This window comes from Flavobacterium sp. I3-2 (assembly GCF_013389595.1).
Taxonomy (GTDB): Bacteria; Bacteroidota; Bacteroidia; order Flavobacteriales; family Flavobacteriaceae; genus Flavobacterium.
Genome location: NZ_CP058306.1, coordinates 2,955,530 through 2,980,495, shown reverse-complemented (window position 1 = coordinate 2,980,495; position 24,966 = coordinate 2,955,530). Strand labels below are relative to the sequence as shown.

The 24,966-nt window shown below is 29.9% G+C and carries 22 protein-coding genes; 16 read left to right on the top strand and 6 right to left on the bottom strand.

The annotated features are described in order from the left end of the window. Positions 1–65: 65 nt before the first annotated feature. Positions 66–1,301, bottom strand: coding sequence for an imidazolonepropionase (hutI, locus tag HW119_RS14175; protein ID WP_177765477.1), 1,236 nt, complete (start codon positions 1,299–1,301; stop codon positions 66–68). A 69-nt stretch (positions 1,302–1,370) separates the two neighbouring features. Here hutI and corA point away from each other — a divergent pair, with 69 nt between their 5' ends. The 13 genes from corA (at position 1,371) to HW119_RS14110 (ending at position 15,019) form a co-directional block, all read left to right on the top strand. Next, positions 1,371–2,450 carry a magnesium/cobalt transporter CorA gene (corA, locus tag HW119_RS14170; RefSeq protein WP_177765475.1) on the top strand — a complete coding sequence of 360 codons (1,080 nt, stop codon included), beginning with the start codon at positions 1,371–1,373 and terminating at the stop codon, positions 2,448–2,450. 89 nt (positions 2,451–2,539) lie between these two features. Further along, positions 2,540–3,550, top strand: coding sequence for a metal-dependent hydrolase (locus tag HW119_RS14165; RefSeq protein WP_177765474.1), 1,011 nt, complete (start codon positions 2,540–2,542; stop codon positions 3,548–3,550). An 86-nt stretch (positions 3,551–3,636) separates the two neighbouring features. Continuing rightward, positions 3,637–4,401: a peroxide stress protein YaaA gene (gene yaaA / locus HW119_RS14160; RefSeq protein WP_177765472.1), complete on the top strand. Its 765-nt coding sequence runs from the start codon at positions 3,637–3,639 to the stop codon at positions 4,399–4,401. A 117-nt stretch (positions 4,402–4,518) separates the two neighbouring features. Next, positions 4,519–6,018 carry a histidine ammonia-lyase gene (hutH, locus tag HW119_RS14155; RefSeq protein ID WP_177765470.1) on the top strand — a complete coding sequence of 500 codons (1,500 nt, stop codon included), beginning with the start codon at positions 4,519–4,521 and terminating at the stop codon, positions 6,016–6,018. Positions 6,019–6,123: 105 nt separating this feature from the next. Further along, the gene (locus HW119_RS14150; protein WP_177765468.1) at positions 6,124–7,356 is read left to right on the top strand and encodes an HD domain-containing protein; all 1,233 of its coding nucleotides are present in this window, start codon (positions 6,124–6,126) and stop codon (positions 7,354–7,356) included. Positions 7,357–7,388: 32 nt separating this feature from the next. Further along, on the top strand, positions 7,389–8,408 hold the full coding sequence (gene lpxD / locus HW119_RS14145; protein ID WP_177765466.1) for a UDP-3-O-(3-hydroxymyristoyl)glucosamine N-acyltransferase: 1,020 nt from the start codon (positions 7,389–7,391) through the stop codon (positions 8,406–8,408). 33 nt (positions 8,409–8,441) lie between these two features. Continuing rightward, the gene (locus tag HW119_RS14140; RefSeq protein WP_177765464.1) at positions 8,442–9,833 is read left to right on the top strand and encodes a bifunctional UDP-3-O-[3-hydroxymyristoyl] N-acetylglucosamine deacetylase/3-hydroxyacyl-ACP dehydratase; all 1,392 of its coding nucleotides are present in this window, start codon (positions 8,442–8,444) and stop codon (positions 9,831–9,833) included. Positions 9,834–9,849: 16 nt separating this feature from the next. Next, the gene (gene lpxA, locus HW119_RS14135; RefSeq protein WP_177765462.1) at positions 9,850–10,635 is read left to right on the top strand and encodes an acyl-ACP--UDP-N-acetylglucosamine O-acyltransferase; all 786 of its coding nucleotides are present in this window, start codon (positions 9,850–9,852) and stop codon (positions 10,633–10,635) included. A 30-nt stretch (positions 10,636–10,665) separates the two neighbouring features. Further along, complete coding sequence (gene efp, locus HW119_RS14130; RefSeq protein ID WP_177765460.1) at positions 10,666–11,232, top strand: elongation factor P; 567 nt, start codon at positions 10,666–10,668, stop codon at positions 11,230–11,232. Between the two features lie 3 nt (positions 11,233–11,235). Beyond that, the gene (locus tag HW119_RS14125) at positions 11,236–12,147 is read left to right on the top strand and encodes a UDP-3-O-(3-hydroxymyristoyl)glucosamine N-acyltransferase (protein ID WP_177765458.1); all 912 of its coding nucleotides are present in this window, start codon (positions 11,236–11,238) and stop codon (positions 12,145–12,147) included. Between the two features lie 86 nt (positions 12,148–12,233). Further along, positions 12,234–12,524 carry a nuclear transport factor 2 family protein gene (locus HW119_RS14120; RefSeq protein ID WP_177765455.1) on the top strand — a complete coding sequence of 97 codons (291 nt, stop codon included), beginning with the start codon at positions 12,234–12,236 and terminating at the stop codon, positions 12,522–12,524. Positions 12,525–12,618: 94 nt separating this feature from the next. Beyond that, entirely contained in the window at positions 12,619–13,491 is an 873-nt protein-coding gene (sucD, locus tag HW119_RS14115) for a succinate--CoA ligase subunit alpha (protein WP_177765453.1), read from the top strand. 136 nt (positions 13,492–13,627) lie between these two features. Then, positions 13,628–15,019 carry a peptidoglycan-binding protein gene (locus HW119_RS14110; RefSeq protein ID WP_177765451.1) on the top strand — a complete coding sequence of 464 codons (1,392 nt, stop codon included), beginning with the start codon at positions 13,628–13,630 and terminating at the stop codon, positions 15,017–15,019. A gap of 10 nt (positions 15,020–15,029) precedes the next feature. Here HW119_RS14110 and HW119_RS14105 read toward each other — a convergent pair whose 3' ends face one another. Then, positions 15,030–15,734 carry a LuxR C-terminal-related transcriptional regulator gene (locus HW119_RS14105; protein WP_177765449.1) on the bottom strand — a complete coding sequence of 235 codons (705 nt, stop codon included), beginning with the start codon at positions 15,732–15,734 and terminating at the stop codon, positions 15,030–15,032. A gap of 491 nt (positions 15,735–16,225) precedes the next feature. Between HW119_RS14105 and HW119_RS14100 the strand changes: the two genes are divergently transcribed. The 3 genes from HW119_RS14100 (at position 16,226) to HW119_RS14090 (ending at position 21,796) form a co-directional block, all read left to right on the top strand. After that, complete coding sequence (locus tag HW119_RS14100) at positions 16,226–17,110, top strand: YihY/virulence factor BrkB family protein (RefSeq protein WP_177765447.1); 885 nt, start codon at positions 16,226–16,228, stop codon at positions 17,108–17,110. 94 nt (positions 17,111–17,204) lie between these two features. Further along, a complete protein-coding gene (locus tag HW119_RS14095; protein ID WP_177765445.1) occupies positions 17,205–19,088 on the top strand; it encodes a DNA topoisomerase IV subunit B in 1,884 nt (627 codons plus the stop codon). A gap of 41 nt (positions 19,089–19,129) precedes the next feature. Beyond that, positions 19,130–21,796 (top strand): DNA gyrase/topoisomerase IV subunit A, encoded by a 2,667-nt coding sequence (locus HW119_RS14090; protein ID WP_177765443.1) that lies wholly within the window; start codon positions 19,130–19,132, stop codon positions 21,794–21,796. Positions 21,797–21,843: 47 nt separating this feature from the next. Here the strand turns inward: HW119_RS14090 and HW119_RS14085 are convergent, their stop codons facing one another. The 4 genes from HW119_RS14085 to HW119_RS14070 all read right to left on the bottom strand — a co-directional run bounded on the left by HW119_RS14085 (position 21,844) and on the right by HW119_RS14070 (position 24,936). Next, on the bottom strand, positions 21,844–22,476 hold the full coding sequence (locus HW119_RS14085; protein ID WP_177765442.1) for a hypothetical protein: 633 nt from the start codon (positions 22,474–22,476) through the stop codon (positions 21,844–21,846). Between the two features lie 308 nt (positions 22,477–22,784). After that, positions 22,785–23,156 carry a DUF423 domain-containing protein gene (locus HW119_RS14080; protein WP_177765440.1) on the bottom strand — a complete coding sequence of 124 codons (372 nt, stop codon included), beginning with the start codon at positions 23,154–23,156 and terminating at the stop codon, positions 22,785–22,787. Position 23,157: 1 nt separating this feature from the next. Then, positions 23,158–24,090: a transglutaminase domain-containing protein gene (locus tag HW119_RS14075; RefSeq protein WP_177765438.1), complete on the bottom strand. Its 933-nt coding sequence runs from the start codon at positions 24,088–24,090 to the stop codon at positions 23,158–23,160. Beyond that, entirely contained in the window at positions 24,091–24,936 is an 846-nt protein-coding gene (locus HW119_RS14070; RefSeq protein WP_177765436.1) for a substrate-binding domain-containing protein, read from the bottom strand. Positions 24,937–24,966 lie beyond the last annotated feature (30 nt).

Genomic DNA, 24,966 nt, shown 5'->3' with positions numbered 1-24,966 from the left:
TTATAAAATCTTTTTCATAACTATTTTTTTTTTACACACTAAGTGCAAGCTTAGTGTGTTTTTTGTTACATGAACTGTCCGTTTATAATTACTTTCTCTATTAAATTGCTTCCAAATGCATATGGAATTTGATAAAAAGATTCAATTGGTTTGGTGATAATAATACTTGCTTTTTTACCTTTTGTTATACTTCCGTGAGTGTTTGATAAATCCATTGCATAAGCAGCATTGATTGTTGCAGCATTGATTGCTTCTTCTGGGGTCATTTTCATTTTTATGCAAGCCGTCGCAACAACAAAATTCATATTTCCTGAAGGAGTTGTTCCCGGATTAAAATCAGAAGCCAATGCCAAAGGTAATCCTGCTTCTAACATTTTTCTTGCAGGCGTGTATGGAATCGAAATGAAATAGGAACAAGTCGGCAAAGCAACTGGCATAGTTACACTGTTTTTTAGAACTTCAATATCTTCATCGGTTACAATCTCTAGATGGTCTACTGATAAAGCATTATTTTTTACACAAGCTTCAATTCCATTAATTGCAGTAAACTGATTAACATGTATTTTACTTTTCAAACCATATTGATTTCCGACTTCCATGATTCGCGTTGTTTCTTCAACAGAAAAATAACCTGATTCCAAGAAAGCATCAACATAATCAGCTAGTTTTTCTTCTGCAATTTTTGGAATCATTTCATCACAAATTAAGTCAATGTAGGCTTTATGATTGTCTTTATATGACAAAGGAAATGCGTGAGCTCCCAAAAATGTAGCCTTGATTTCGATTGGATAATTTTCGTTCAAACGTTTAATTACACGTAGCATTTTCATTTCTGCTTCTAATGTCAATCCATATCCCGACTTGATTTCAATTGCGCCTGTGCCTTGAAGCATCACTTCTTCCAAGCGAACTTTAGATTGTTCGTATAAATCTTCTTCTGTCGTTTCTTGTAGTTTTTTGGCAGAGTTTAAAATTCCACCACCTCGATTAAAAATTTCTTCGTACGATAATCCATTGATTCGATCAACAAATTCTTGTTCACGGCTTCCAGCGTAAACCAAATGCGTGTGGCTATCTATCCAAGTTGGTAAAACAATTTTTCCAGCTGCATCATAAATTTCTGCATCAATTATATTTGGACAATTTTCCATTTTTCCAAAATCAGAAATCAAATCATTTTCAAGATATAAAAATGCGTTTTTGATCGATGGTAAAATTTTCATTTCACTTCCAGATACTTTGTCAATACTGATTTCTCTGACCTGAAGTAGTTCTTTTATATTGGTGATTAAGATTTTCATTTGCTTTAATTTGTTGTAAAAATAAGAGGATATTTTAAAAAATAACTATATTTAAATAAAAAATAGATTTTGAAACGAATAAAATTTAATAAAGTAAAAAAATTACAACCTTATAATTGGGAATATAACGGAATTTATAAAGATGAAGTTACTGATATTGAGGTTTTTGTTTATGATGAAGAATCTTTTTTTGAAAAAAAATACAAAGATGGAAATCAAATTGAAAATACCATATCAAGTATAAAACCTGATGAAATGTTATGGTTTAATTTACATGGTTTTAATGATGTTGAATTATTTCCTGAAATTTCAAAATGCTTTTTAATTCCTCTATCTACTTTAAATCAAGTTTTGAGTTTTTCTCGTAGAACACGCTGGGAGGAGCAAGATGGCATTATGTTTTTTAATTTAAAAGCTACATTTCCTAAATTAGTTGAAGATAAAATTCAGATTATTCCAATCAGTTTTGTTATTAAAGAAAATCAGTTATTCTCGTTTCAAGAGAAAAAAAATAATCTTTTTGAACATATTCGTGAACGTATTCGTACAAAAACAGGTAATGTTATAAAGAAAAAAGAAGATTATCTTTTGTATTTAATGTTAGATGCTATCATGGAAAATTACTTTTTGACTTTAGATAATATTGAAGATGAAGTTGAAAGAGTAATTCTTGAAGCAAAAACAGCCAAAAATCCAATAGTTTTAGAAAAAATCCAATTGAATTCAGAAAATCTAAACGATTTAAAACGTGCTTTAATTCCAATTCGAGATGTGTTGTTTAGTCTAAAAAATAGTTCGTTAAGCGAAGAATTTTCTTTTTTAGAAGAAAGCAATCAAGTTTATTTTAGTCGTTTACATCATAAATCTTTAGAAATTATTGACCAAATCGATTATGATTTAAATCAATTGAATAACGCTTCTAGTTTCTTTTTTTCTATGCAAAGTCATCGAATGAATGAGATTATGAAAGTGTTGACAGTTGTTTCGGTAATTTTTATGCCACTGACTTTTATTGTTGGAGTGTATGGTATGAATTTTAAAAACATGCCTGAACTTAATTATGAAAATGGCTATTATATTGTACTTAGTGGCATGTTTGTTTTAGCTATTCTTATGGCAATGTATTTTAAATACAAAAAATGGTTTTAATCTGAATTAATAACTAAAACCAATATTAAACGGAATGTTTTAATCTTTCAAAAGTGTATCTTTGTACGCTTCGAATTATTTAAATTTTAATGGATTCATTATCTCAAATCGTTTTAGGTGCTGCTGTGTCAAATGCAGTTTTAGGTAAAAAAATCGGAAATCACTCAATTGTTTACGGCGCATTGATAGGCACAATTCCTGATTTAGATGTCTGGATTGCCAAATTTTTTTATAATCCGATTACACAAATCGAAGTACATCGCGGTTTTTCACATTCCATTTTGTTTTATATACTTCTCAGTTTCATTTTGGCATTTGTCGTAAGTAAAATTGAGAAAAAAAATAACGTCAATTTTAAAGAAAGTTATCTAGCAGTTTTTTTAATACTATTAACGCATTCGCTTTTAGATGTTTTTACAACTTGGGGAACGCAGCTTTTTTGGCCATTTTACGACAAATTAGCTATTAAATCAATTTTTGTAATTGACCCACTTTATACTATTCCGTTTTTAATTTGTTTATTGATTTCGATGCGAATAAACAAAGAAAATCCGAAACGTTTTTTATGGAATGCAATAGGATTAGTAATCAGTTCGACGTATTTAATTTTAACTGTTTTTCTTCAGTTAATTGTAAAAAATAAAGTTGAAGAAAATTTAGAAATTAATCAAATTCAATATACAAGTTTGGTTGTGAAGCCAACTGCGATGAATACCATTTTATGGAATATTATTATTGAAACCGAAGACGCGTTTTTGATTTCTGATTATTCTTTTTTCGATACAAAAGAAATGAAATTTGAAACGCATTATAAAAATCACGAGTACATAAAATTAATTTCGAACGAACTAATTATCAAGCAATTAAAGCGTATTTCAGAAAATCAATATATTGTTACAAAAAATGAAGATAAGCTTTTGTTTAATGATTTAAGATTTGGTTTGTTATCAAATAATCCAAACGATATTAAATATGCTTTTTCGTATGAATTGTATGATGAAAATGGAGTTTGGAAAGCTAAAGAGGTTGAAAAAGAAAAACGTGACGGTTTTCAACTTTTACAAAAATTATGGACGCGTTTAAAAGGTAATCAAAATTGATTATTTCTATGACTTAATCAATAAAATCATTTGTGAATTACGTAATTTGTATTGCGTTTCGTTTAATTTTGAAAATAAAATAAAGCATGAAATTAGTTATATCGCCAGCAAAATCATTGGATTATACAACTGCAGTTCCGACTGAATTGGTAACAATACCGTTTTTTTTAGAGACTTCTAAGACCATAAATAAATCATTAAAAAAATTGTCTCCCAAAGATTTATCTGAATTGATGTCTATTTCAGATAAATTAGCCGAATTAAATTGGCAACGTAATCAAGAAAGAAATTTTGAAGCAACAACAGTTTTAGAAAATGCACGTCAAGCAGTTTTTGCATTTAATGGCGAAGTTTATACTGGTTTAGATGCGTTTTCAATTCCTTCTTCAAGCTATGAAGTTTTAAATGATAAAGTTCGAATTCTGTCGGGAATGTACGGTATTTTAAAACCATTTGATTTAATTGAACCCTATCGTTTAGAAATGGGTAAGAAATTGAAAGTAGGGAAAAAAGAAAACTTATATCAAATATGGAAACCTCTAGTTACTGATTTTCTGAATAAAGAATTAAATGCAGATGATGTTTTGGTTAATTTAGCAAGCACTGAATATTTTTCGGCTGTTGATACAAAATTATTAAAAGCAAAGGTTGTTACTCCTGAATTTAAAGATTACAAAGACGATAAATTAAAAATGATTAGTTTTTTCGCAAAGAAGGCAAGAGGATTAATGGCGCGTTATATTATTGACAATGAAATTGACTCAATCGATGGTTTAAAGTTTTTTAATGCAGAAGGTTACGCTTTTGATGAATCGTTATCTACTGAAAATAAATATGTATTTACTAGATAATTTTTATAAAAAAGATTAAAATGATAAAAGAAGTGTAATTTTTATTACTATTTAAAGGTTTTGTTTGTATTTCAATTTTTTATTAATGAATTTTGAAGCATTAACAAACTTTAAAAGATGGAAAATATTCATTATATATGTTCTGATTTAATTACTATTGAAGAACTAAATACAATTTTAATAGAAAACAAAAAAGTTGCTTTATCTGAAGAAGCTTCTGCTAATATTGAAAACTGCAGAAAATATTTAGATGCAAAAATGGAAAATTCTGTAGACCCGATTTACGGTATAAACACAGGATTTGGTTCTTTATGTAACGTAAAAATTTCAAACGAAAACTTATCTAAATTACAAGAAAATCTTGTGAAATCTCATGCTTGCGGAACTGGTTCTGAAGTTCCGAATGAGATTGTGAAGATAATGTTATTTCTTAAAATTAAATCATTAAGCTTCGGAAATTCGGCAGTGCAATTAAAAACGGTAGAACGCTTAATTGATTTTTACAATAACGATGTTTTACCAATTGTTTACGAGCAAGGTTCGTTAGGAGCTTCGGGTGATTTGTCTCCTTTAGCACATTTATCATTACCATTATTAGGAGAAGGTGAAGTTTATTTTGAAGGTTATAGACAACCTGCTTCAAAAGTTCTTGAAAAATTTGGATGGGAACCCATAGTACTTCAATCAAAAGAAGGATTGGCATTGCTAAACGGAACTCAATTTATGAGTGCGTATGGAGCTTACGTTGTAATTAAATCGATGAAATTATCTTATTTAGCTGACTTAATTGGTGCAGTTTCATTAGAAGGTTTTGATGGTAGAATTGAACCATTTAATGAATTGATTCATTTGGTTCGTCCACATAAAGGTCAAATTGTAACGGCTCAATTTTATAACGATATTTTAGATGGAAGCGAATTAATTGCACAGCAAAAGGAACATGTGCAAGATCCTTATTCATTCCGTTGTATTCCACAAGTTCATGGAGCTTCTAAAGATGCGTTAGATTATGTTAAAAAAGTTTTCAGAACAGAAATAAATTCGGTTACAGATAATCCGAATGTTTTCTATAAAGAAGATATCATCATTTCTGGAGGAAATTTCCATGGTCAACCTTTAGCTTTGGCTCTTGATTTCTTGGGAATAGCAATGGCTGAATTAGGAAATATTTCTGAAAGAAGAACATATCAATTAATCTCAGGTTTAAGAGGATTACCTCCATTCTTAGTAAAAGAACCAGGATTGAATTCCGGATTTATGATTCCGCAATATACAGCTGCAAGCATCGTTAGTCAAAATAAACAATTGGCAACTCCGGCTTCAATTGACAGTATTGTTTCAAGTAATGGGCAAGAAGACCACGTAAGTATGGGAGCGAATGCTGCTACAAAAACTTTGCGAATTGTTGATAATTTAGAACGTATTTTGGCAATTGAATTAATGAATGCTTCTCAAGCTCTTGAATTTAGAAGACCTTTAAAATCGAGCGAATTTATTGAGAGTTTTGTTGGAGCTTATCGTGATGAAGTTTCTTTTGTTGAAGAAGACAGAATTTTACATTATGATATTGAAAAGTCTATAAATTTCATCAATTCTTTTCAGATTGATTTTGAATAAAAATTAAAATAAATTAATATTAAGAAAACAGCACTTTTAAGTAAAATTTTAAGTGCTGTTTTTATTTTATACTTATCTTTGTGCGTTATTTCTAATAAAAAAAATTTGATTACCTATAACAAATTAAAAATACTAAATGATCCTATTTACGGATTTATATCAATCCCAAATTCATTGTTATATGATTTGATTGAACATCCGTATTTTCAGCGATTGAGAAGAATCAATCAAATGGGATTGTCTTATTTAGTATATCCAGGAGCTACTCATACCAGATTTCATCATGCTTTGGGCTGTATGCATATGATGCAAAAAGCTGTTCAAGTTTTGAAAAGTAAGAATGTTGAAATTTCTCAAGAAGAAGAAAATGCTTTATATATTGCTATTTTACTTCATGATATTGGTCATGGTCCTTTTTCGCATGCCATGGAAAATAGTATTGTTGAAAATGTGCATCACGAAGAAATTTCATTGTTTTTTATGAACGCTTTAAACGAAGAATTTAATGGCCAATTAAGTTTAGCAATTGAAATTTTTAAAGGCAATTATCACCGTAAATTTTTACTGCAATTGATATCTAGTCAAATGGATATGGACCGAATGGATTATCTTAAAAGAGATAGCTTTTATAGCGGTGTTGCAGAAGGAAATATTAATTCGGAACGTTTGATTCAAATGATAAATGTTCATGATGATTATTTGGTAGTTGAAGAAAAGGGAATTTACTCTGTAGAAAAATTTTTAGTAGGTCGTCGTTTGATGTATTGGCAATGTTATTTGCACAAAACAAGTGTAGTTGCAGAAATAATTTTGACAAAAATTTTAAAACGAGCAAAAGAATTGGTTCAAAACGGAACCGATTTATGGTGTTCAGATGCATTAAACTTTTTCTTAGTCAATCATGTTGATAAAGCTGACTTTGATAAAGAAGCTTTAAAAAAGTTTGCTCTTTTAGATGATTCTGATATTATTGGAGCTTTAAAAAACTGGCAGTTTCATGATGATTTTATTTTATCAACTTTAAGTAATAGCATCATAAACCGAAATTTATTTCATATCTTGAATGTTGAAGAAGATAAACAAGATGATGTTTTAAAATTTTATAAAGATCAAATAAACGTTCAACTACAGTTGAATTCTCAAGAATTAGAATATTTTGTTTTTGGAGGAATGATGAAAAATAAAGCATATGATAAAAATGCAGAACCAATCCGAATTTTAACTAAAAACAAAGAAATAATTGACGTTTTACAAGCGTCAGATCAATCAAATTTGGCCGCATTGTCCGTGCCAGTAAAGAAATATTTTGTGTGTTATCCTAAAAACATAACACTTTAAAAATATTCAATAATTTTATTATTTTTGTAAATATGAAAATTACAGCAGCTCAAATAGCAGAAGTGTTAAATGGTGAAATAATTGGAGACGAAAACGTTTCTGTTTCAACATTGGCAAAAATTGAAGAAGGAACTCCAGGTTCACTTACTTTTTTGTCAAATCCAAAATATACTGCTTTTATATATGAAACTAAATCTTCGATTGTAATTGTTAACAAAACATTTGTGCCAGAACATCCAATTTCAGCTACACAAATTAAAGTTGATGATGCTTATAAAGCTTTTTCAAAAGTTTTAGAATATTACAATCAAGTAAAATTAATGAAATCAGGAATTGAACAACCAAGTGTTATTTCTGAAGATGTTACTTATGGAGAAGATTTGTACTTAGGTAGTTTTTGCTATATTGGTAAAAATACTAAAATCGGGAATAATGTAAAAATTTATCCTAATTCTTTCATTGGTGATAATGTTGTAATAGGTGATAATACCATTTTGTTTGCTGGTTCAAGAGTTTATTCTGAATCTGTAATTGGTCAGAATTGTATCATTCACTCAGGAACTATTATTGGTTCAGATGGTTTTGGATTTGCTCCACAAGAAGACGGTTCATATTCAAAAGTTCCACAAATCGGAAATGTAATTATTGAAGATAATGTCGAAATTGGTGCTTGTACAACAATAGATCGTGCAACTTTAGGTTCAACAATTATCCGAAAAGGAGTGAAGTTAGATAACCAAATTCAAATTGCACATAATGTAGAAATTGGTGAACATACCGTTATAGCTTCTCAAACAGGTGTTGCGGGTTCAACCAAAATCGGGAAATATTGCGTGATTGGTGGTCAAGTTGGAATTGTTGGTCACATAACAATTGGTAATCATGTAAAAATTCAAGCACAAACAGGTGTTGGAAAAAGTATAAAAGATGGCGATGTAATCCAAGGTTCACCTGCAATGGGGTACAATGATTTTGCTAAATCTTACGTGCATTTTAAAAATTTACCAAAAATTGTAAATGAATTTTACGAATTAAAAAAAACAATAAAATAAACGATATATTCGTATAAAAATTGAATGAAAAATATGGCTAAGCAAAAGACTATTGTACAAGATGTTACCATTCAAGGAGTAGGTTTGCATACAGGACAACAGGTTACAATGAGTTTAAAACCTGCACCAATTAATAATGGATTTACTTTTGTTCGTGTTGATTTAGAAGGTTGTCCTGTTATTATGGCAGATGCTAATTTAGTAGTTTCTACTGAACGCGGTACAAATTTAGAACACAAAGGCGTGAATTTACATACCACAGAGCACGTTTTAGCGGCTTTGGTTGGTTGTGATTTAGATAATGTTATTATTGAGCTAAATGCTTCAGAACCACCAATTATGGATGGTTCTTCAAAATATTTTGTTGAAGCTGTTGAAAAAGTTGGTTGCGTTGAGCAAGATGCAGAACGTTATGAATATATTGTAAAAGAAGTTATTTCTTTTTCTGATGAAAGAACAGGAAGTGAAATCATCATTATGCCAGCTGATGAATACCAAGTTACAGCAATGGTTGATTTTGGAACTAAAGTTTTAGGAACTCAAAATGCAACATTAAAATCAATATCAGATTTTAAAACTGAAATTTCTGAAGCACGTACCTTTAGTTTTTTACATGAATTAGAAACACTTTTAGCTCACGGCCTAATTAAAGGAGGTGATCTAAATAATGCCATAGTTTATGTAGATAAAGAAATTTCTCCTGAAACTTTACAGAATCTTAAAAAAGCTTTTGGAAAAGATGAAATTACGGTAAAATCTAATGGAGTTCTAGACAACTTAACATTACATTATCCTAATGAAGCTGCACGTCATAAATTACTTGATGTAATTGGAGATTTGGCTTTAGTTGGAACAAGAATCAGAGGTAAAGTTATTGCTAACAAACCAGGACATTTTGTAAATACAATGTTTGCAAAAAAATTGTCTAAAATTATTAAAAACGAAAAAAGAAATCAGATTCCAACTTTTGATTTAAATAAAGAACCTTTAATGGATGTAACTAAAATTATGTCAATGTTGCCTCATAGATATCCTATGTTGTTAGTTGATAAAATTTTAGAAATGAACGATACTCAGGTTGTTGGGTTGAAAAATGTAACCATGAACGAAGATTTCTTTCAAGGGCATTTTCCTGGAGCTCCAGTTATGCCTGGGGTTTTAATTGTAGAAGCAATGGCTCAAACAGGTGGTATTTTAATTTTGAGTACCGTACCAGATCCAGAAAATTATCTTACTTATTTTATGAAAATAGATAATGTAAGATTTAAAAATAAAGTTTCACCTGGTGATACATTAATTTTTAAATTAGATTTATTATCTCCAATAAGACGAGGTATTTGTCATATGCAAGCTATCGCATATGCAAATGGAAAAGTTGCTGCAGAAGCTGAGTTAATGGCTCAAATTGTAAAAAAGACAAACTAACAATAATAATATAAAGATGAATCAACCTCTAGCATATGTTCATCCTGGTGCAAAAATAGCAAAAAATGTTGTTATTGAGCCATTTACAACAATTCATAATAATGTTGAAATTGGAGAAGGAACTTGGATCGGTTCTAATGTTACGATTATGGAAGGTGCAAGAATAGGAAAAAATTGCACAATATTCCCAGGAGCCGTAATATCTGCTGTTCCTCAAGATTTAAAATTTGGCGGAGAAGAAAGTTTAGCAATAATAGGTGATAATACTACAATTCGTGAATGTGTTACGATTAATAGAGGTACAATTGCCTCAGGTAAAACGGTTATTGGCAATAATTGTTTAATCATGGCTTATGCTCATATTGCACACGATTGCGAAATAGGTAATAATGCGATTATCGTAAATGGTGTAGCATTAGCAGGCCATGTGAAAATCGGAAACTTTGCTGTTATTGGTGGTTTAGCTGCCGTTCATCAATTTATTACTATTGGTGACCATGCAATGATTTCTGGAGGATCTTTAGTAAGAAAAGATGTTCCACCATATACAAAAGCTGCTAAAGAACCTTTATCTTACATCGGGATTAATTCTGTTGGATTAAGAAGAAGAGGTTTTTCAACAGAGAAAATACGCGAAATACAAGATATTTATAGAATTTTGTATCAAAAAAGTTATAATACAACCCAAGCTTTAAGTATAATAGAAGCAGATTTAGAAGCAACTTCAGAAAGAGATGAAATCATTCAATTTATTAGAAGTTCATCTCGTGGAATTATGAAAGGTTATACAGGAGCTTATTAAAAAATATAAAAAAAAACAAACAAATAAATTATGGCAAGTACAGCAGACATCAGAAACGGATTATGTATTAAATACAACAACGATATTTACAAAATTATTGAATTCTTACACGTAAAACCAGGTAAAGGACCAGCTTTCGTAAGAACTAAAATGCGAAGTGTTTCTAACGGAAGAATTTTAGAAAATACATTTTCTGCAGGACATAAAATTGATGTAGTTCGAGTTGAAACACATACATTCCAATTCTTATATCCAGAAGGAAACGATTTCCATTTTATGAATGTGGAGACTTTTGAACAAATTACTTTAGACAGAAACGCTCTTGATGCTCCGGATTTATTAAAAGAAGGTACTAACGTAATGATTCAAATTAATACAGAAACAGAAGCTCCTTTGTCTGTAGATATGCCAGCATCTGTAATTCTTGAAGTTACTTATGCTGAACCAGGAGTTAAAGGAAATACTGCAACAAATGCTACTAAACCTGCAACTGTTGAAACTGGTGCAAACGTTAACGTACCATTATTTATCAACGAAGGTGATAAAATTAAAATCGATACTGCTACAGGAGCATACATGGAACGTATTAAAGAATAATTAATGCGTTTTCCTAAAACATATAATTTAGAAACAATCGCTCAAATTATTGGTTGCGATTATATTGGAGATCCTAATTTTGAAGTTTTAGGATCAAATGAAATCCATGTTGTTCAGCCTGGAGAAATAGTATTTGTTGATCATCCTAAATATTACGATAAAGCATTAAATTCAAATGCTTCTGTAATTTTAATTAATAAAGAAGTTACTTGTCCAGAAGGTAAGGCACTTTTAATTTCAGATGATCCTTTTAGAGATTTTAATAAAATATCTACTTATTTTAGACCTTTTCAGCAGTTGGAAAACGCAATTTCTCTTTCTGCTAAAATAGGTGAAGGAACTATCTTACAACCAAATGTTATTATTGGAAATAATGTTACAATTGGTAAAAATTGTTTGATTCATGCTAATGTTATTATTTACGACAATACGATTATTGGAGATAATGTCATTATACACTCAGGAACTGTTTTAGGTGCAGATGCTTTTTATTACAAAAAAAGAGAAACCTTTTTTGATCAATTGATTTCTTGTGGTAGAGTTGTCATTGAGGATAATGTAACTATTGGAGCTTCTTGTACGATTGATAAAGGAGTAACTGGTGATACAACAATTGGAGCAGGTTCTAAATTAGACAATCAAATTCAAATTGGACATGATACCGTTATCGGAAAAATGTGTTTGATTGCATCCCAAGTTGGTATTGCTGGTTGCGTAGTTATAGAAGATGAAGTAACTCTTTGGGGACAAGTTGGAATTATAAGTGGAATTACTATCGGTACAAAGGCTTCGGTTTTAGCACAATCTGGTGTTACTAAAAGTTTAGAACCAAGTAAAGTATATTTCGGAACTCCCGCTGAAGAAAACAGAGAAAAATTAAAACAAATTGCTTATTTAAAACGCTTAATCAAATAATTTTTTAAATTATGAGTAATAGAGATTTAGTTGTGAAATTTTACGAATCTGCAGGAATTTTGAGTAAAAGTTACTGCCTAGAAATTATGCATCCTGATGTAACATTGGAATGGTATAGTTCTAAAGGTTTATTAAATTTAGATTTAAATGATCTGTTAGCTTTATCTAAAGAATTAAAACATAATTATTATTCATTAAGAGCTGAAGTACAAGAAGTAATGGAAGATGATGATCGAATAATGATTCGATATAGTTATTTTGTTAGGACTTTTGAGAATATTGATGAAGAAATGATACTCGCTGTTTTCTTTACTACTTGGCAGATTAAAGATAACCAACTCTATAAAGGTTGTCAAATGAGCCAATTATTAGAATAATGAAGATTTGCTATTTTTTTAAGCTAAAAAAATTTTATAATCAATTTCAAAACCTTATTTTTGTTTTATAAATCAAAAAACAATAATAAAAATTATGAGTGTTTTAGTAAATAAAGATTCAAAGATAATTGTACAAGGATTCACAGGTAGTGAAGGTACCTTCCATGCTTCTCAAATGATTGAGTATGGAACAAATGTAGTAGGTGGAGTTACACCAGGAAAAGGTGGTACTTTACATTTAGATCGTCCTGTGTTTAACACTGTTAAAGATGCTGTTGAAAAAGCTCAAGCAGATACTTCAATTATTTTTGTTCCGCCAGCATTTGCTGCTGATGCAATAATGGAAGCTGCAGAAGCTGGAATTAAAGTAATTATCTGTATCACTGAAGGTATTCCGGTTGCTGATATGGTAAAAGCTTACGACTATATAAAATCTAGAAATTGCACTTTAGTTGGACCAAACTGTCCAGGTGTTATTACTCCAGGAGAAGCTAAAGTTGGTATCATGCCAGGTTTTGTTTTCAAAAAAGGTACTATCGGAATTGTTTCTAAATCAGGAACTTTAACATATGAAGCTGCTGATCAAGTTGTTAAACAAGGATTAGGAATCACAACTGCTATTGGTATTGGTGGAGATCCAATCATCGGAACGACAACAAAAGAAGCTGTAGAATTATTAATGAATGATCCAGAGACTGAAGCAATCATTATGATTGGTGAAATCGGAGGTCAATTAGAAGCTGATGCTGCTCGTTGGATTAAAGAAAACGGAAACAAAAAACCAGTTATCGGTTTTATCGCTGGTGAAACAGCGCCTAAAGGTAGAACAATGGGACACGCTGGTGCAATTGTTGGTGGTGCTGATGATACTGCTGAAGCTAAAAAACGTATCATGCGCGAATGTGGAATTCACGTAGTAGATTCTCCAGCTGAAATTGGTAAAAAAGTAAAAGAGGTTTTAGGTTAATAATCCTTCGAAACTATATAAAAGTCTAAACAATCGTTTAGGCTTTTTTTTGTATGTATTTGTGAATAAGAATGTTATATTCTGATTTTGAATATTAAAAATATATTTTATACTTTTGATCAACCAAACTAAACTTATGAAATTAAAATATTCCTTTCAGATTAAATCAAAATATACCACAAGATACATGTTACTAACACTTACATCTACATTTTTTATTTTCTTAACTTCTTGTTTTAGTAAAGATGTAAACTTAGTTAATAATGAGTCAAAAACTGATTCAATTTCGATTTCAGAAAATCAAAACAAACAATCTAATTTAATAGAAAAAGATTCGTTTGTATTTTTGATAAACAAAAGAATTATTCAAAGTAAAGTGATGAATCCAAAAGCTGAAAATTCAGTTTATGAACCTGCAATTAATTCTCCAAAATCTGCTACTTATACAAAAGACGGAAATAAGTTTTACATTAATTCATTAGAAGGTTATACAACTGTAGTTTTTGATGCAAAGACTTTAAATAAAATTAAAGAAATCAAACACAAATTTACTGTTGATAATAATTATTTATTTAAAAACAATGAATCCAGTGTTTTTGACTATAAATACAAACAAGAACGTAAAGAATTTAATCATTTTTTAGGTAAACCTGTAGAAAGTTGTTTATCTCACGACGGAAAATATTTATGGGTTACTTATTATAGAAGAAATTGGGATGAAAAAGCAGAATCACCTTCGGCTGTTGCAATTATTGATACCGAAAAAGACGAAATTGTTCGTGTAATTCCTACGGGTCCACTTCCAAAAATGATTGTTGCTTCACCAGATAATAAATTTGTTGCTGTTACACATTGGGGAGATAATACTGTTGCTCTGATTGATATCTCAAGTTCTAATCCGATGGATTTTAACTATAAAGCTCATATTGTGGTTGATTATCGTTTAGCTATGAATTTTGATGAAAATACAAATCGAGATTCTGAATGCGGTAATTGTTTACGTGGCACTATTTTTACTCCAGATAGCAAAAAACTTTTAGTTGCTAAAATGGGGGGAAATGGTATTGCAATAATTGATGTTGATAAGCAAGTAATGGTTGGAACCATTACAGGTTCTTATCTAAATTTACGTCATTTGGTAATAAATAAAGATGAATTATTTTTGAGTTCTAATAAATTTGGAATGGTTCAAAGAGCCAATTTAATTGAATTATTTAATATTGAGATTGATGACAAAAAGATTTTAAATTTTAAAGATTGGCATTCTGTTAAACTTGGAACAGGAGTTCGAACCATCGATGTGACCAAAAATAATAAATACATTTTTGCATGTGTAAATAACGACAGTAAAATAGCTGTTATCGATGCAAATAAAATGGAAAAGATTTTTGAAATTGATGTAGCTTCTTTTCCTGTTGGAATGGCTTTATCGCCAGATGAAAAACAATTAGTTGTAACTTCGCAAGGTAAAAGCGGAACTCCAGGTTCAGGAAATACAGTCACGGTTTACGATGTGATTTATAATTAAGTTCAAAATGTTAATGCACATAGCTTAATTTTTTTATAAGTTCAATAAAGCTTGAACTATTACTTTTATTCAGAATATTCTTTCTATGAGTCAGAATGGTGTTTTTACTAAGATTCAATGTTTCTGAAATTTGCTGACTATTCAATCCATTTTTGATATAATTCAAAATTTCTAATTCACGTTTGGTTAAATTGTACCTGTTTTCAGCGTCGATATATGAATTTTGTGATTTATCATAAATTTTAAAATCTCTTGTATCAGGTTTTTCTGAATATTCAGTTTTTTTATGATTTACTAAAGTCTTCGTAAGATGTCCACTTTCATTTACTTCTAAAGCTTGACATTCCTGAAAAATCCGAATGTAACTTTCGTTTTTTGTTTTAATACGATAAGAATATGAATGTGTATATTTAAAATGTTCATTAAATGAAAGCTTATTCGTGAATTCCAAAAAACTTTCTTCACATTCAAAGAAATATTTCAAATCGTCAGGATGAATGATTTTAAGAAGTAAATCAAGACTTAATTCGTTAGGTTCATAACCAGTTACAGTTTCAAAAGAAGAATTTGTAAACAAAATAGTATTATTGTAGCAATCAAAAATAAAGAAATAACTGTGTATTTGTTCAGGAGTTTTAATTTCATTGTCAATTTTTGATTGTGATTTTTGTGCTTTGACTAAATTATCCCATTTTTGTGTGTTAATTTTCTCCACTTTTCTTATTCTTTTAAGTGTTTGTAAAAAACAATTATTATGCGATAAAAATAGAAAAAATATTATAAAAATACCACAAATAGGGTATTTTAAATCTGTATTAAAGGATGGATATTTGCATGTGTTAATTAGTTATTATTTATAATTAAAATGATTGATTTACTTGTAAAAATATTTGAATTAATTTACTATTATAATATATAAATATATTTTTTGACTTTAATGGCGTTGTTTTAGAATTTTATTAACCAAGAAAAACACTTCTGAAAACACTTTGAATTAAAAAGACAATGTAGTCAAAAAAATGAAAAAAGGAAATCTCTTTATTTTGAGATTTCCTTTTTCGATTTAAAGAAGTGATATTTTTTTTATTGATTATTTTTTTTGCATTAAGTTATAATTTCCATGTAATTAATTTTAATGATTCTAGTGTTTTTTTTAAATAAAACTTTTGAAATAAAATTGTAATTTTATTGCTTTAAAACAAAGTGATGAATTTAAAAGATAAACTATTTTACAAGCTTTTTATTAAATCTGTTAACGATTTTTTTGAAGAAGAGTGTTTAAAATTTAGTGCTTCTCTTACATATTATACCATTTTTGCTTTGCCATCTTTTGCAATTATTTTAATAACTTTTTTAGGTTATTTTCTTGGAGAAGAAGAAGTTTCAGGAAATTTATTTCGTCAAATAAATCGAATGGTTGGTAACCAAGCTTCAAGTCAGATTCAAGAAATAATCAATAATTCAAAATTAACTAAGACCTCAATCATTGAAACAATAATTGGGGTAATTACGCTTCTTTTTTCTGCAAGTGGAATGTTTGGAGAAATTCAAAGTTCGATTAATGATATTTGGAAAATTAAAGCCAAAAATAGAAAAGGAATGATTAAAGCAGTAATTGACCAATTTTTTTCATTTTCAATGATTGCTGTGTTTGGGTTTATACTAGCTGTTTCTTTGTTGATAGATTCATTTATTGATGTATTGTACGACAAAATAGCAAAGGTTGTCAATATTGAAAAGTTGTTAATTGCAGATTATTTAGATTCGTTTTTAGTTTTTCTAATCATAACTTTTATTATCGTTTATGTTTTTAAGGAACTTCCGGATGCGGTTATTAAATTTAAGGATGCTTTTATCGGTGCTTTATTTACTGCTATTTTATTTATGATTGGTAAATGGGTTATAGGTGAATATCTAGAAAATTCAGATAAGTTTACACTTTATGGTACGGCAGGTTCTATTTTAATATTATTATTGTGGATTTATTACTCTGCAATTATACTTTATTTTGGTGCGGTTTTTACTAAAAATTACGCTTTAATTTATGGAAATTCTATTGTTCCAAATGAATATTCTGATTTTAAAGAATAGTAAAATTTCCAAATTATTTTAAATTTATAGATAAGCTAAGGCTTTTAAATGTCTGTAAAAATTACTAAATTAGCACAAAATCCAAATCCTTTTTATGCAAGAACAAACACAATATACCGAAGATAATATACGCTCGTTAGATTGGAAGGAACATATTCGTATGCGTCCTGGAATGTACATTGGAAAATTAGGTGATGGTTCATCTCCAGATGACGGTATTTATATTCTTATTAAAGAAGTTATCGATAATAGTATCGATGAATTTGTTATGGGAACAGGTAAAACCATTGAGGTTACAATCAAAGACCGCATGGTAACAATTCGCGATTACGGTCGTGGAATTCCGTTAGGAAAAGTTGTTGACGTTGTTTCTAAAATGAATACAGGAGGTAAATATGATTCTAAAGCTTTTAAAAAATCAGTAGGTTTAAACGGTGTTGGTACAAAAGCAGTAAATGCACTTTCTAATTTTTTTCGTGTCGAATCTGTTCGTGACGGACAATTAAAATGTGCCGAATTTTCTGCGGGTAATTTAGTTCTTGAAGAAGAAGTTGTTGAAACTACGCGTCGTAAAGGAACAAAAGTTTCTTTTACTGCAGATGATACCATCTTTAAAAACTATAAGTATCGTAAAGAATATATTGAAAAGATGCTTAAAAATTATTGTTACCTAAACACAGGATTAACAATTATTTTTAATGGCGAGAAATTTTATTCTGATAACGGTTTAAAAGATTTATTAGAAGAAAATATCGATCAAGAAGATATGGTTTATCCGATTATTCATTTGTTGGGTAACGATATCGAAATTGCGCTAACACATAGTAAATCTCAGTATTCAGAAGAATATTATTCTTTTGTTAACGGTCAAAATACGACACAAGGCGGAACGCATTTAAGTGCTTTTAGAGAAGGTGTTGTACGTACGATGAAAGAGTTTTACAATAAAAACTTTGAAGCTTCTGATATTCGTAAATCAATTGTAGCTGCTATATCTATTAAAGTAGAAGAACCTGTTTTTGAATCACAAACCAAAACAAAATTAGGTTCAACCGAAATGGGACCCGATGCACCATCTGTTCGAACATATATTAACGATTTCATTAAAAATAATCTCGATAATTTTTTACATAAAAATCCAGAAGTTGCCGAAGCACTTTTAAAGAAAATTCTTCAGGCAGAACGTGAACGTAAAGAATTATCTGGAATTCGAAAATTAGCTAAAGACCGTGCTAAAAAAGCAAGTCTTCACAACAAAAAATTGCGTGATTGTCGTGTGCATTTAACCGACATCAAAAACCCAAGATATCTTGAAAGTACGTTGTTTATCACCGAAGGTAATTCTGCATCAGGTTCGATAACAAAATCTCGTGATGTAAATACTCAAGCTGTTTTCTCTTTACGTGGAAAACCTTTGAATTCTTATGGAATGACTAAAAAGATTGTTTATGAAAATGAAGAGTTCAACTTATTGCAAGCTGCTTTAGATATCGAAGAAGACTACGAAAACTTAAGATATAACAATATCGTTTTAGCAACTGATGCCGATGTCGATGGAATGCACATTCGTTTGTTGATGATTACATTCTTTTTACAATTTTTTCCTGAATTAATCAAAGAAGGACATTTGTATATTTTGCAAACGCCTTTATTTAGAGTAAGAAATAAAAAGAAAACAATTTATTGTTATTCAGAAGAAGAGCGTGTGGCAGCAATTGAAGAGCTAAAACCAAAACCAGAAATTACCCGATTCAAAGGTTTGGGAGAAATCTCTCCAGATGAGTTTGTTAATTTCATCGGTCAGGATATTCGATTAGACCCTGTGATGTTAGATAAAGCAAGTTCCATTGAACAGCTTTTAGAATTTTATATGGGTAAAAATACACCGGACCGCCAAGGTTTTATTATTAAGAATCTTAAGGTTGAGTTGGATGTAGTTGAAGAAAAAAAGAAAGCTGAATTAATCGAATCAGAATAAAATATAGAGTAAAATTTAAACTTTTATTTCTAAAAAAATAAATGGACGAAGAAGAAAATTTAGAACCAATTTATAACGACCAACCAGATACAAACGAATTATCAGGTCAGTTTTACGATAACCAAGAAGATATAGGTAACGATTCTATTAAGAAAGTTACAGGTATGTATAAAGAATGGTTTTTGGATTATGCTTCTTATGTAATCTTAGAACGCGCGGTTCCGGCTATTGAAGACGGTTTTAAACCAGTTCAACGACGCATTATGCATTCTATTAAAGAATTAGATGATGGTCGTTATAACAAAGTTGCAAACATTGTAGGACATACGATGCAGTATCATCCACACGGTGACCAAAGTATTGGTGACGCTATGGTGCAAATAGGTCAAAAAGATTTATTAATCGATACGCAAGGTAACTGGGGAAATATTTTAACAGGTGACGAAGCTGCTGCTTCTCGTTATATCGAAGCACGTTTAAGCAAATTTGCTTTAGACGTTTTGTATTCTCCAAAAATTACCACTTGGCAATTGTCTTATGACGGACGTAGAAATGAACCGGTTAATTTGCCTGTAAAATTTCCGTTGTTATTAGCGCAAGGTGGAGAAGGTATTGCTGTTGGATTATCGACTAAAATTCTTCCTCATAACTTTAATGAGTTGATTGATGCTTCAATCAAACATTTAAAAGGAAAACCGTTTACATTATATCCAGATTTTCCAACGCAAGGAATAGCAGATGTTTCTAATTATAACGATGGAATGCGTGGCGGACGAGTTCGTGTTCGTGCAAAAATCACACAGTTAGATAAAAATACTTTAGTTATATCTCAAATTCCTTTTTCGACTACAACAACTAGTTTGATTGATAGTATCTTAAAAGCTAATGAGAAAGGAAAAATTAAAATCAAGAAAATTGAAGATAATACGGCTGCAGAAGTTGAAATTCTAATTCATTTACCAGCTGGTGTTTCTCCAGATAAAACAATCGATGCACTTTATGCTTTCACAGGTTGCGAAACGTCGTTGGCGCCACTTGGTTGCGTAATTGAGAATAATCTACCGTTGTTTACCGGAGTTAGTAATATGCTTCGAGTTTCGACTGAACGTACGGTTCAATTATTAAAACGCGAACTAGAAATTGAACTTGGTGAGTTAGAAGAACAATGGCATTATTTATCGTTAGAACGAATTTTCATCGAAGAACGAATCTATCGTAGAATTGAAGAAGAAGAAACTTGGGATGGTGTAATTACAACTATTGACGAAGGTTTAAAACCATTTATCAAACATTTAAAACGTGAGGTAACCGTTGATGATATTACACGTTTAACCGAAATTAAAATCAAACGTATTTCTAAATTCGATATCGATAAAGCGCAAGAAAAAATTGAAGCTTTAGAAGGAGATATCGAACAAGTAAAATACAATTTAGAACATATTATCGATTTTACGATTGATTTCTTTACACGTTTAAAAGAAAAATACGGAAAAGGTCGTGAACGTAAAACCGAATTAAGAAGTTTTGATACTATTGAAGCTACTAAAGTAGTTTTACGAAACACCAAGCTTTACGTAAATCGTGAAGAAGGATTTATCGGAACTGGATTAAAACGCGACGAATATGTTGCTGATTGTTCGGATATCGATGATGTCATTGTCTTTTTGAGAAGCGGTGTAATGATGGTTACGAAAGTGGATGATAAAAAATTCATTGGTAAAGATATCATTCACATTGCTGTCTTCGATAAAAACGACAAACGTACCATTTACAATATGATTTATCGCGATGGAAAATCGGGACCTTCGTATGTAAAACGATTTAATGTTTCGGGTGTTACTCGTGATAAAGAATACGATTTAACGCAAGAAAAACCAGGTTCGCAAGTCCTTTATTTTTCATGGAATCCAAACGGAGAAGCAGAGGTTGTAACTATTTTATTACGTCAACTTTCGAATGTGAAGAAATTGAAATTCGATTTGGATTTTGCCGAGCTTTTAATCAAAGGACGTTCATCAAAAGGAAATTTAGTAACTAAATATTCAATCAAAAAAATCGATTTAAAAGAAAAAGGAATTTCTACTTTACGTCCGCGTAAAATTTGGTTCGATGATACAGTAAGTCGTTTAAATGTTGATGGAAGAGGGGAGTTGCTTGGTGAATTTAAACCAGAAGACCGTTTACTGATTATTACGCAAAGTGCTAAAGTAAAAACGATAATTCCTGAATTGACCACGCATTTTGATGAAGATATGATTGTCTTAGAAAAATGGATTCCGAATAAACCAATTTCTGTTGTTTATTACGATGGTGAAAAATCGAAATACTTTGTAAAACGTTTCTTGGTTGAAAACGAAAATAAAGAAGAGTTTGTAATTACAGAGCATCCATATTCTAAATTAGAAATTGTTTCAACCGATTATCGTCCGATGGCTGAAATTATCTTTGCTAAAAATAAAGGAATTCAGAAAGAAAATATGGAGTTGAACTTTGAAGAATTTATTGCTGTAAAAGGTATTAAAGCAATCGGAAATCAATTAACTTCTGATAAAATCAAATTGATTAATTTGTTAGAATCGTTGCCTTTTGAACTTCCTGAAGAAGAAATCAAAGAAATTATTTTAGACGAAATTGATGAAAATAATTTAGGACTTGAAGAAGACGGACAAATTATCCTTTTTCCTGAGGCTGAAAATCCGACAGAATAACAAAAGCTTCCTAAATCAGGAAGCTTTTATTATTATATTATAAATGATTATTGAACTTTCATACAGTTCTCATAGACAAATGCTCCATTCATTAAATTATTATTTAATTTTTTCGATGCTAGTTCGTTTTTAGAATTATCTTTAACTAGAGACAGCTCGAATTTAAAATCTGACCAAGAATTGTACTCTAAAAATTCTAGTTTTTGTTCGCAATTCAAATCAAGCTTAAACAACTTAGATTCAATGTTTTTAAATAATAATTTGTTATAATAATCACTAAAAGAATCATATCCGTATTTTTCAACTAATAAGTTGTAATTCTCAACGATTTTTTTTCTTGATATATCATTTAAATCAATGGTTTTATTTAAATTATTGAATAATAAAACACCTTCGTTTACTGATTTGAAAGAAGTTTTACTTAAATTGTTTTTTAACCAACTTTCAAAATTTGAATCAAAATCGTCTTTTATATCTATTTCTTCAGAATCTACTTTTTTGAAAAACTCTTTAGATAATTCAAACTCTTTTGTGTTTACATCTGAAAAATAAAAGTTGTCTGAATTTTCCATTAGTTCAATAAATAACGGGTCGTTAGAAATTTTATCAGTTATATTCTGAGAAATAACAAACTGATTAAAAAAAAGAGCCAGAAATAAAGTGCCGAATATGTTTTTCATAATTTTTTAGTTTAATTAAATAACGAAACCTTACTTGTATTAAGTATAAAAAATATAAAGAAAATTTTTCTTTTTTAATTTATTTAAGTATTGAATAATTTGTGTTTGATAAAAACTTTAAAACGACACCGATTGTTTGTTGTGAGTTAGGATTGACTTAAAAAACTACAAATACGTTAATTTTGAAAATAAACTAAACGGATTCATTGACTTTAGAAAGATTATAATTTAAAAATTAATGTTGATTTGTTTACTTGAGATTAATCTAATAAGCAATAAGTAAAATATTAAAATGAGATGAATTAGAATTAAATGAAATTTATAATTATCGAAATCCATCCAGCAACAAGTAACAATCCACCAATTGGAGTGATTGGTCCAAGAAAACGCCATTTTTTATTTAAGGCACTTGTTATTGTCAATCCATAAATACTAAATGAAAAGAAAATAATACCAAGTGTAAATAATATTGAAAGTGTATCTATATTACTAAACAGTTGCGCATTACATCCTATTATGATAAGTAAAATGGCATGATACATTTGATATTTGATGCCAGTTTCATAATTCTTTAATTGTTCATCATTCATGAATTTTTTGAATGCATGCGCTCCAAAAGCACCAAGAATTACAGAAAGCGCACCGAATGTTGCACCGATAATTAGTATTGTTGTATTCATTTTAATCGAAGGTTAATTGTCCTAAAATTTCTTCTGACATAAATGGTCCGCCAGGATATTTAGCTGTATAATCTAAGTTTAACCAAACTTTTCCACGTTCATCAATGTGATAAAAAATTTGTTTGCCTTTACTTTCATTCTTGAATAGAACTTCTTGAATTAAATATATAATGTTTTCAATGTTAGATTCGTCTCCGATTAACATTTCAGGATACATATGTGCTTGTGTATGAATGATTCTAGGTGTTCCACCAATAGCGCGTATCAAAGATGCCATTAGAATTGCATGGTCGTCACAATCTCCAGAAAAATGCTCTAAAGATTCGGTTGCTTTTGCAATATATTCTCTGTTTTTTGGGTCGTTAACATAATTCCATCTTCCTTGAACTTCCTTGAAAATAGCAAAACATTGAATGATTTGTCTGTAATCATGAAAACCTTTAACATCTCTAAAATGGTTAGTGGTTGCTTTTAAAGCAAAATTTCTAACTTTTGGATTATCATATTCAACCGCAGCTTCAATTTTTGATTTATTCGGAAAAGGTAAAAGTTTTGAAACAAAAACATCCTGTGGATGTGCATCGGCTGACATAGCAAAAATCATAGCTCGGTAATCTTCATAAACCGAATTAAATCCGTAACCCTGAAACAAAGTTCCCCAAACCAAAGTTCCAAGATAAATTATAAGAATAAAGAAAATAAACCTTTTAAAATAACTCAACAAAAATTGCATACCGATTATAATCGCTAAGAAAAGTAAAATTCTGTCAAGGTGAATCGGCCAATCAGGGTCAATTAAAACCTGATGTAAAATGATAAATACAGGAATTAATATTAAAATATTCAGAATAAAAATAACAATAGAATCCCATGGCTTAGGTATCCTAAACTTTCGAATTGTGGCTTTAAGCTTAACTATTGTTGGATTTGACATTTATTTTATAACCTCGTTAAAATTCAGGGTAGATTTAATGATTCCTAATTCTAATAATTGATTTTGTATTTGTTCGAATTGTTTTTCAGTTAATTGCTTTTGCGACCATTTTGTAATCTTAAGCCATTCTTGAATGTCTTCTAACTTTTGTTCGTAACGCGAAGCCAAAGTTTTGTCGATACTTGGTATTTGTTTAAACTCAATAGTTGTGTAATTAATAACTTCTAAAATGTTTTTAATAACCGCTTGGTTGTTTTCGTAAAATTCTTTTCGAGCAACAATTACAAAACAAGGCCAAGGTGTAGGACAAACTCCAATTCGTCTAAAAATATTTTTATCTACAATAGGTTGCGTCATAAAACGGTCCCACATAAAATAGTCGGCTTTGTTTTCTGTTAAAGCAATAACTGCGCCATCTAAAGTATTTACAATCTCATACGATAAAACATCTGAATTCCAACCTTCATTTTTTGCATTTACTATTGCCATAAGTTGCGAACCAGAACCATTTCTGCTTATGGCAACTTTTTTATCTTTTAAATCAGAAATAGTTTGAAATGTACTTTGTGCCGCCACATGAATTCCCCATTGTAAAGGCGAAGCAACATATTGTTGTAGTACAACAGATTCATTTCCGTTAGAAATGTCTTTTAAAATACCTTCGGTTAAAATAACGGCTAAATCGGTCTCGTTTTCACGAAGCATCTGACACATTTTGCCGGTACCTTCAGGAACATCGGTCCAATCTAAATCAATTCCAATTTCATTAAACTCACCATTTTCAAGGCAAAACTGCCATGGTAAATTAAAGTGCTCAGGAACACCAACAATTTTAACCGTTTTCATTTTAAAAATTTTATGCTAAGATAATAAAGC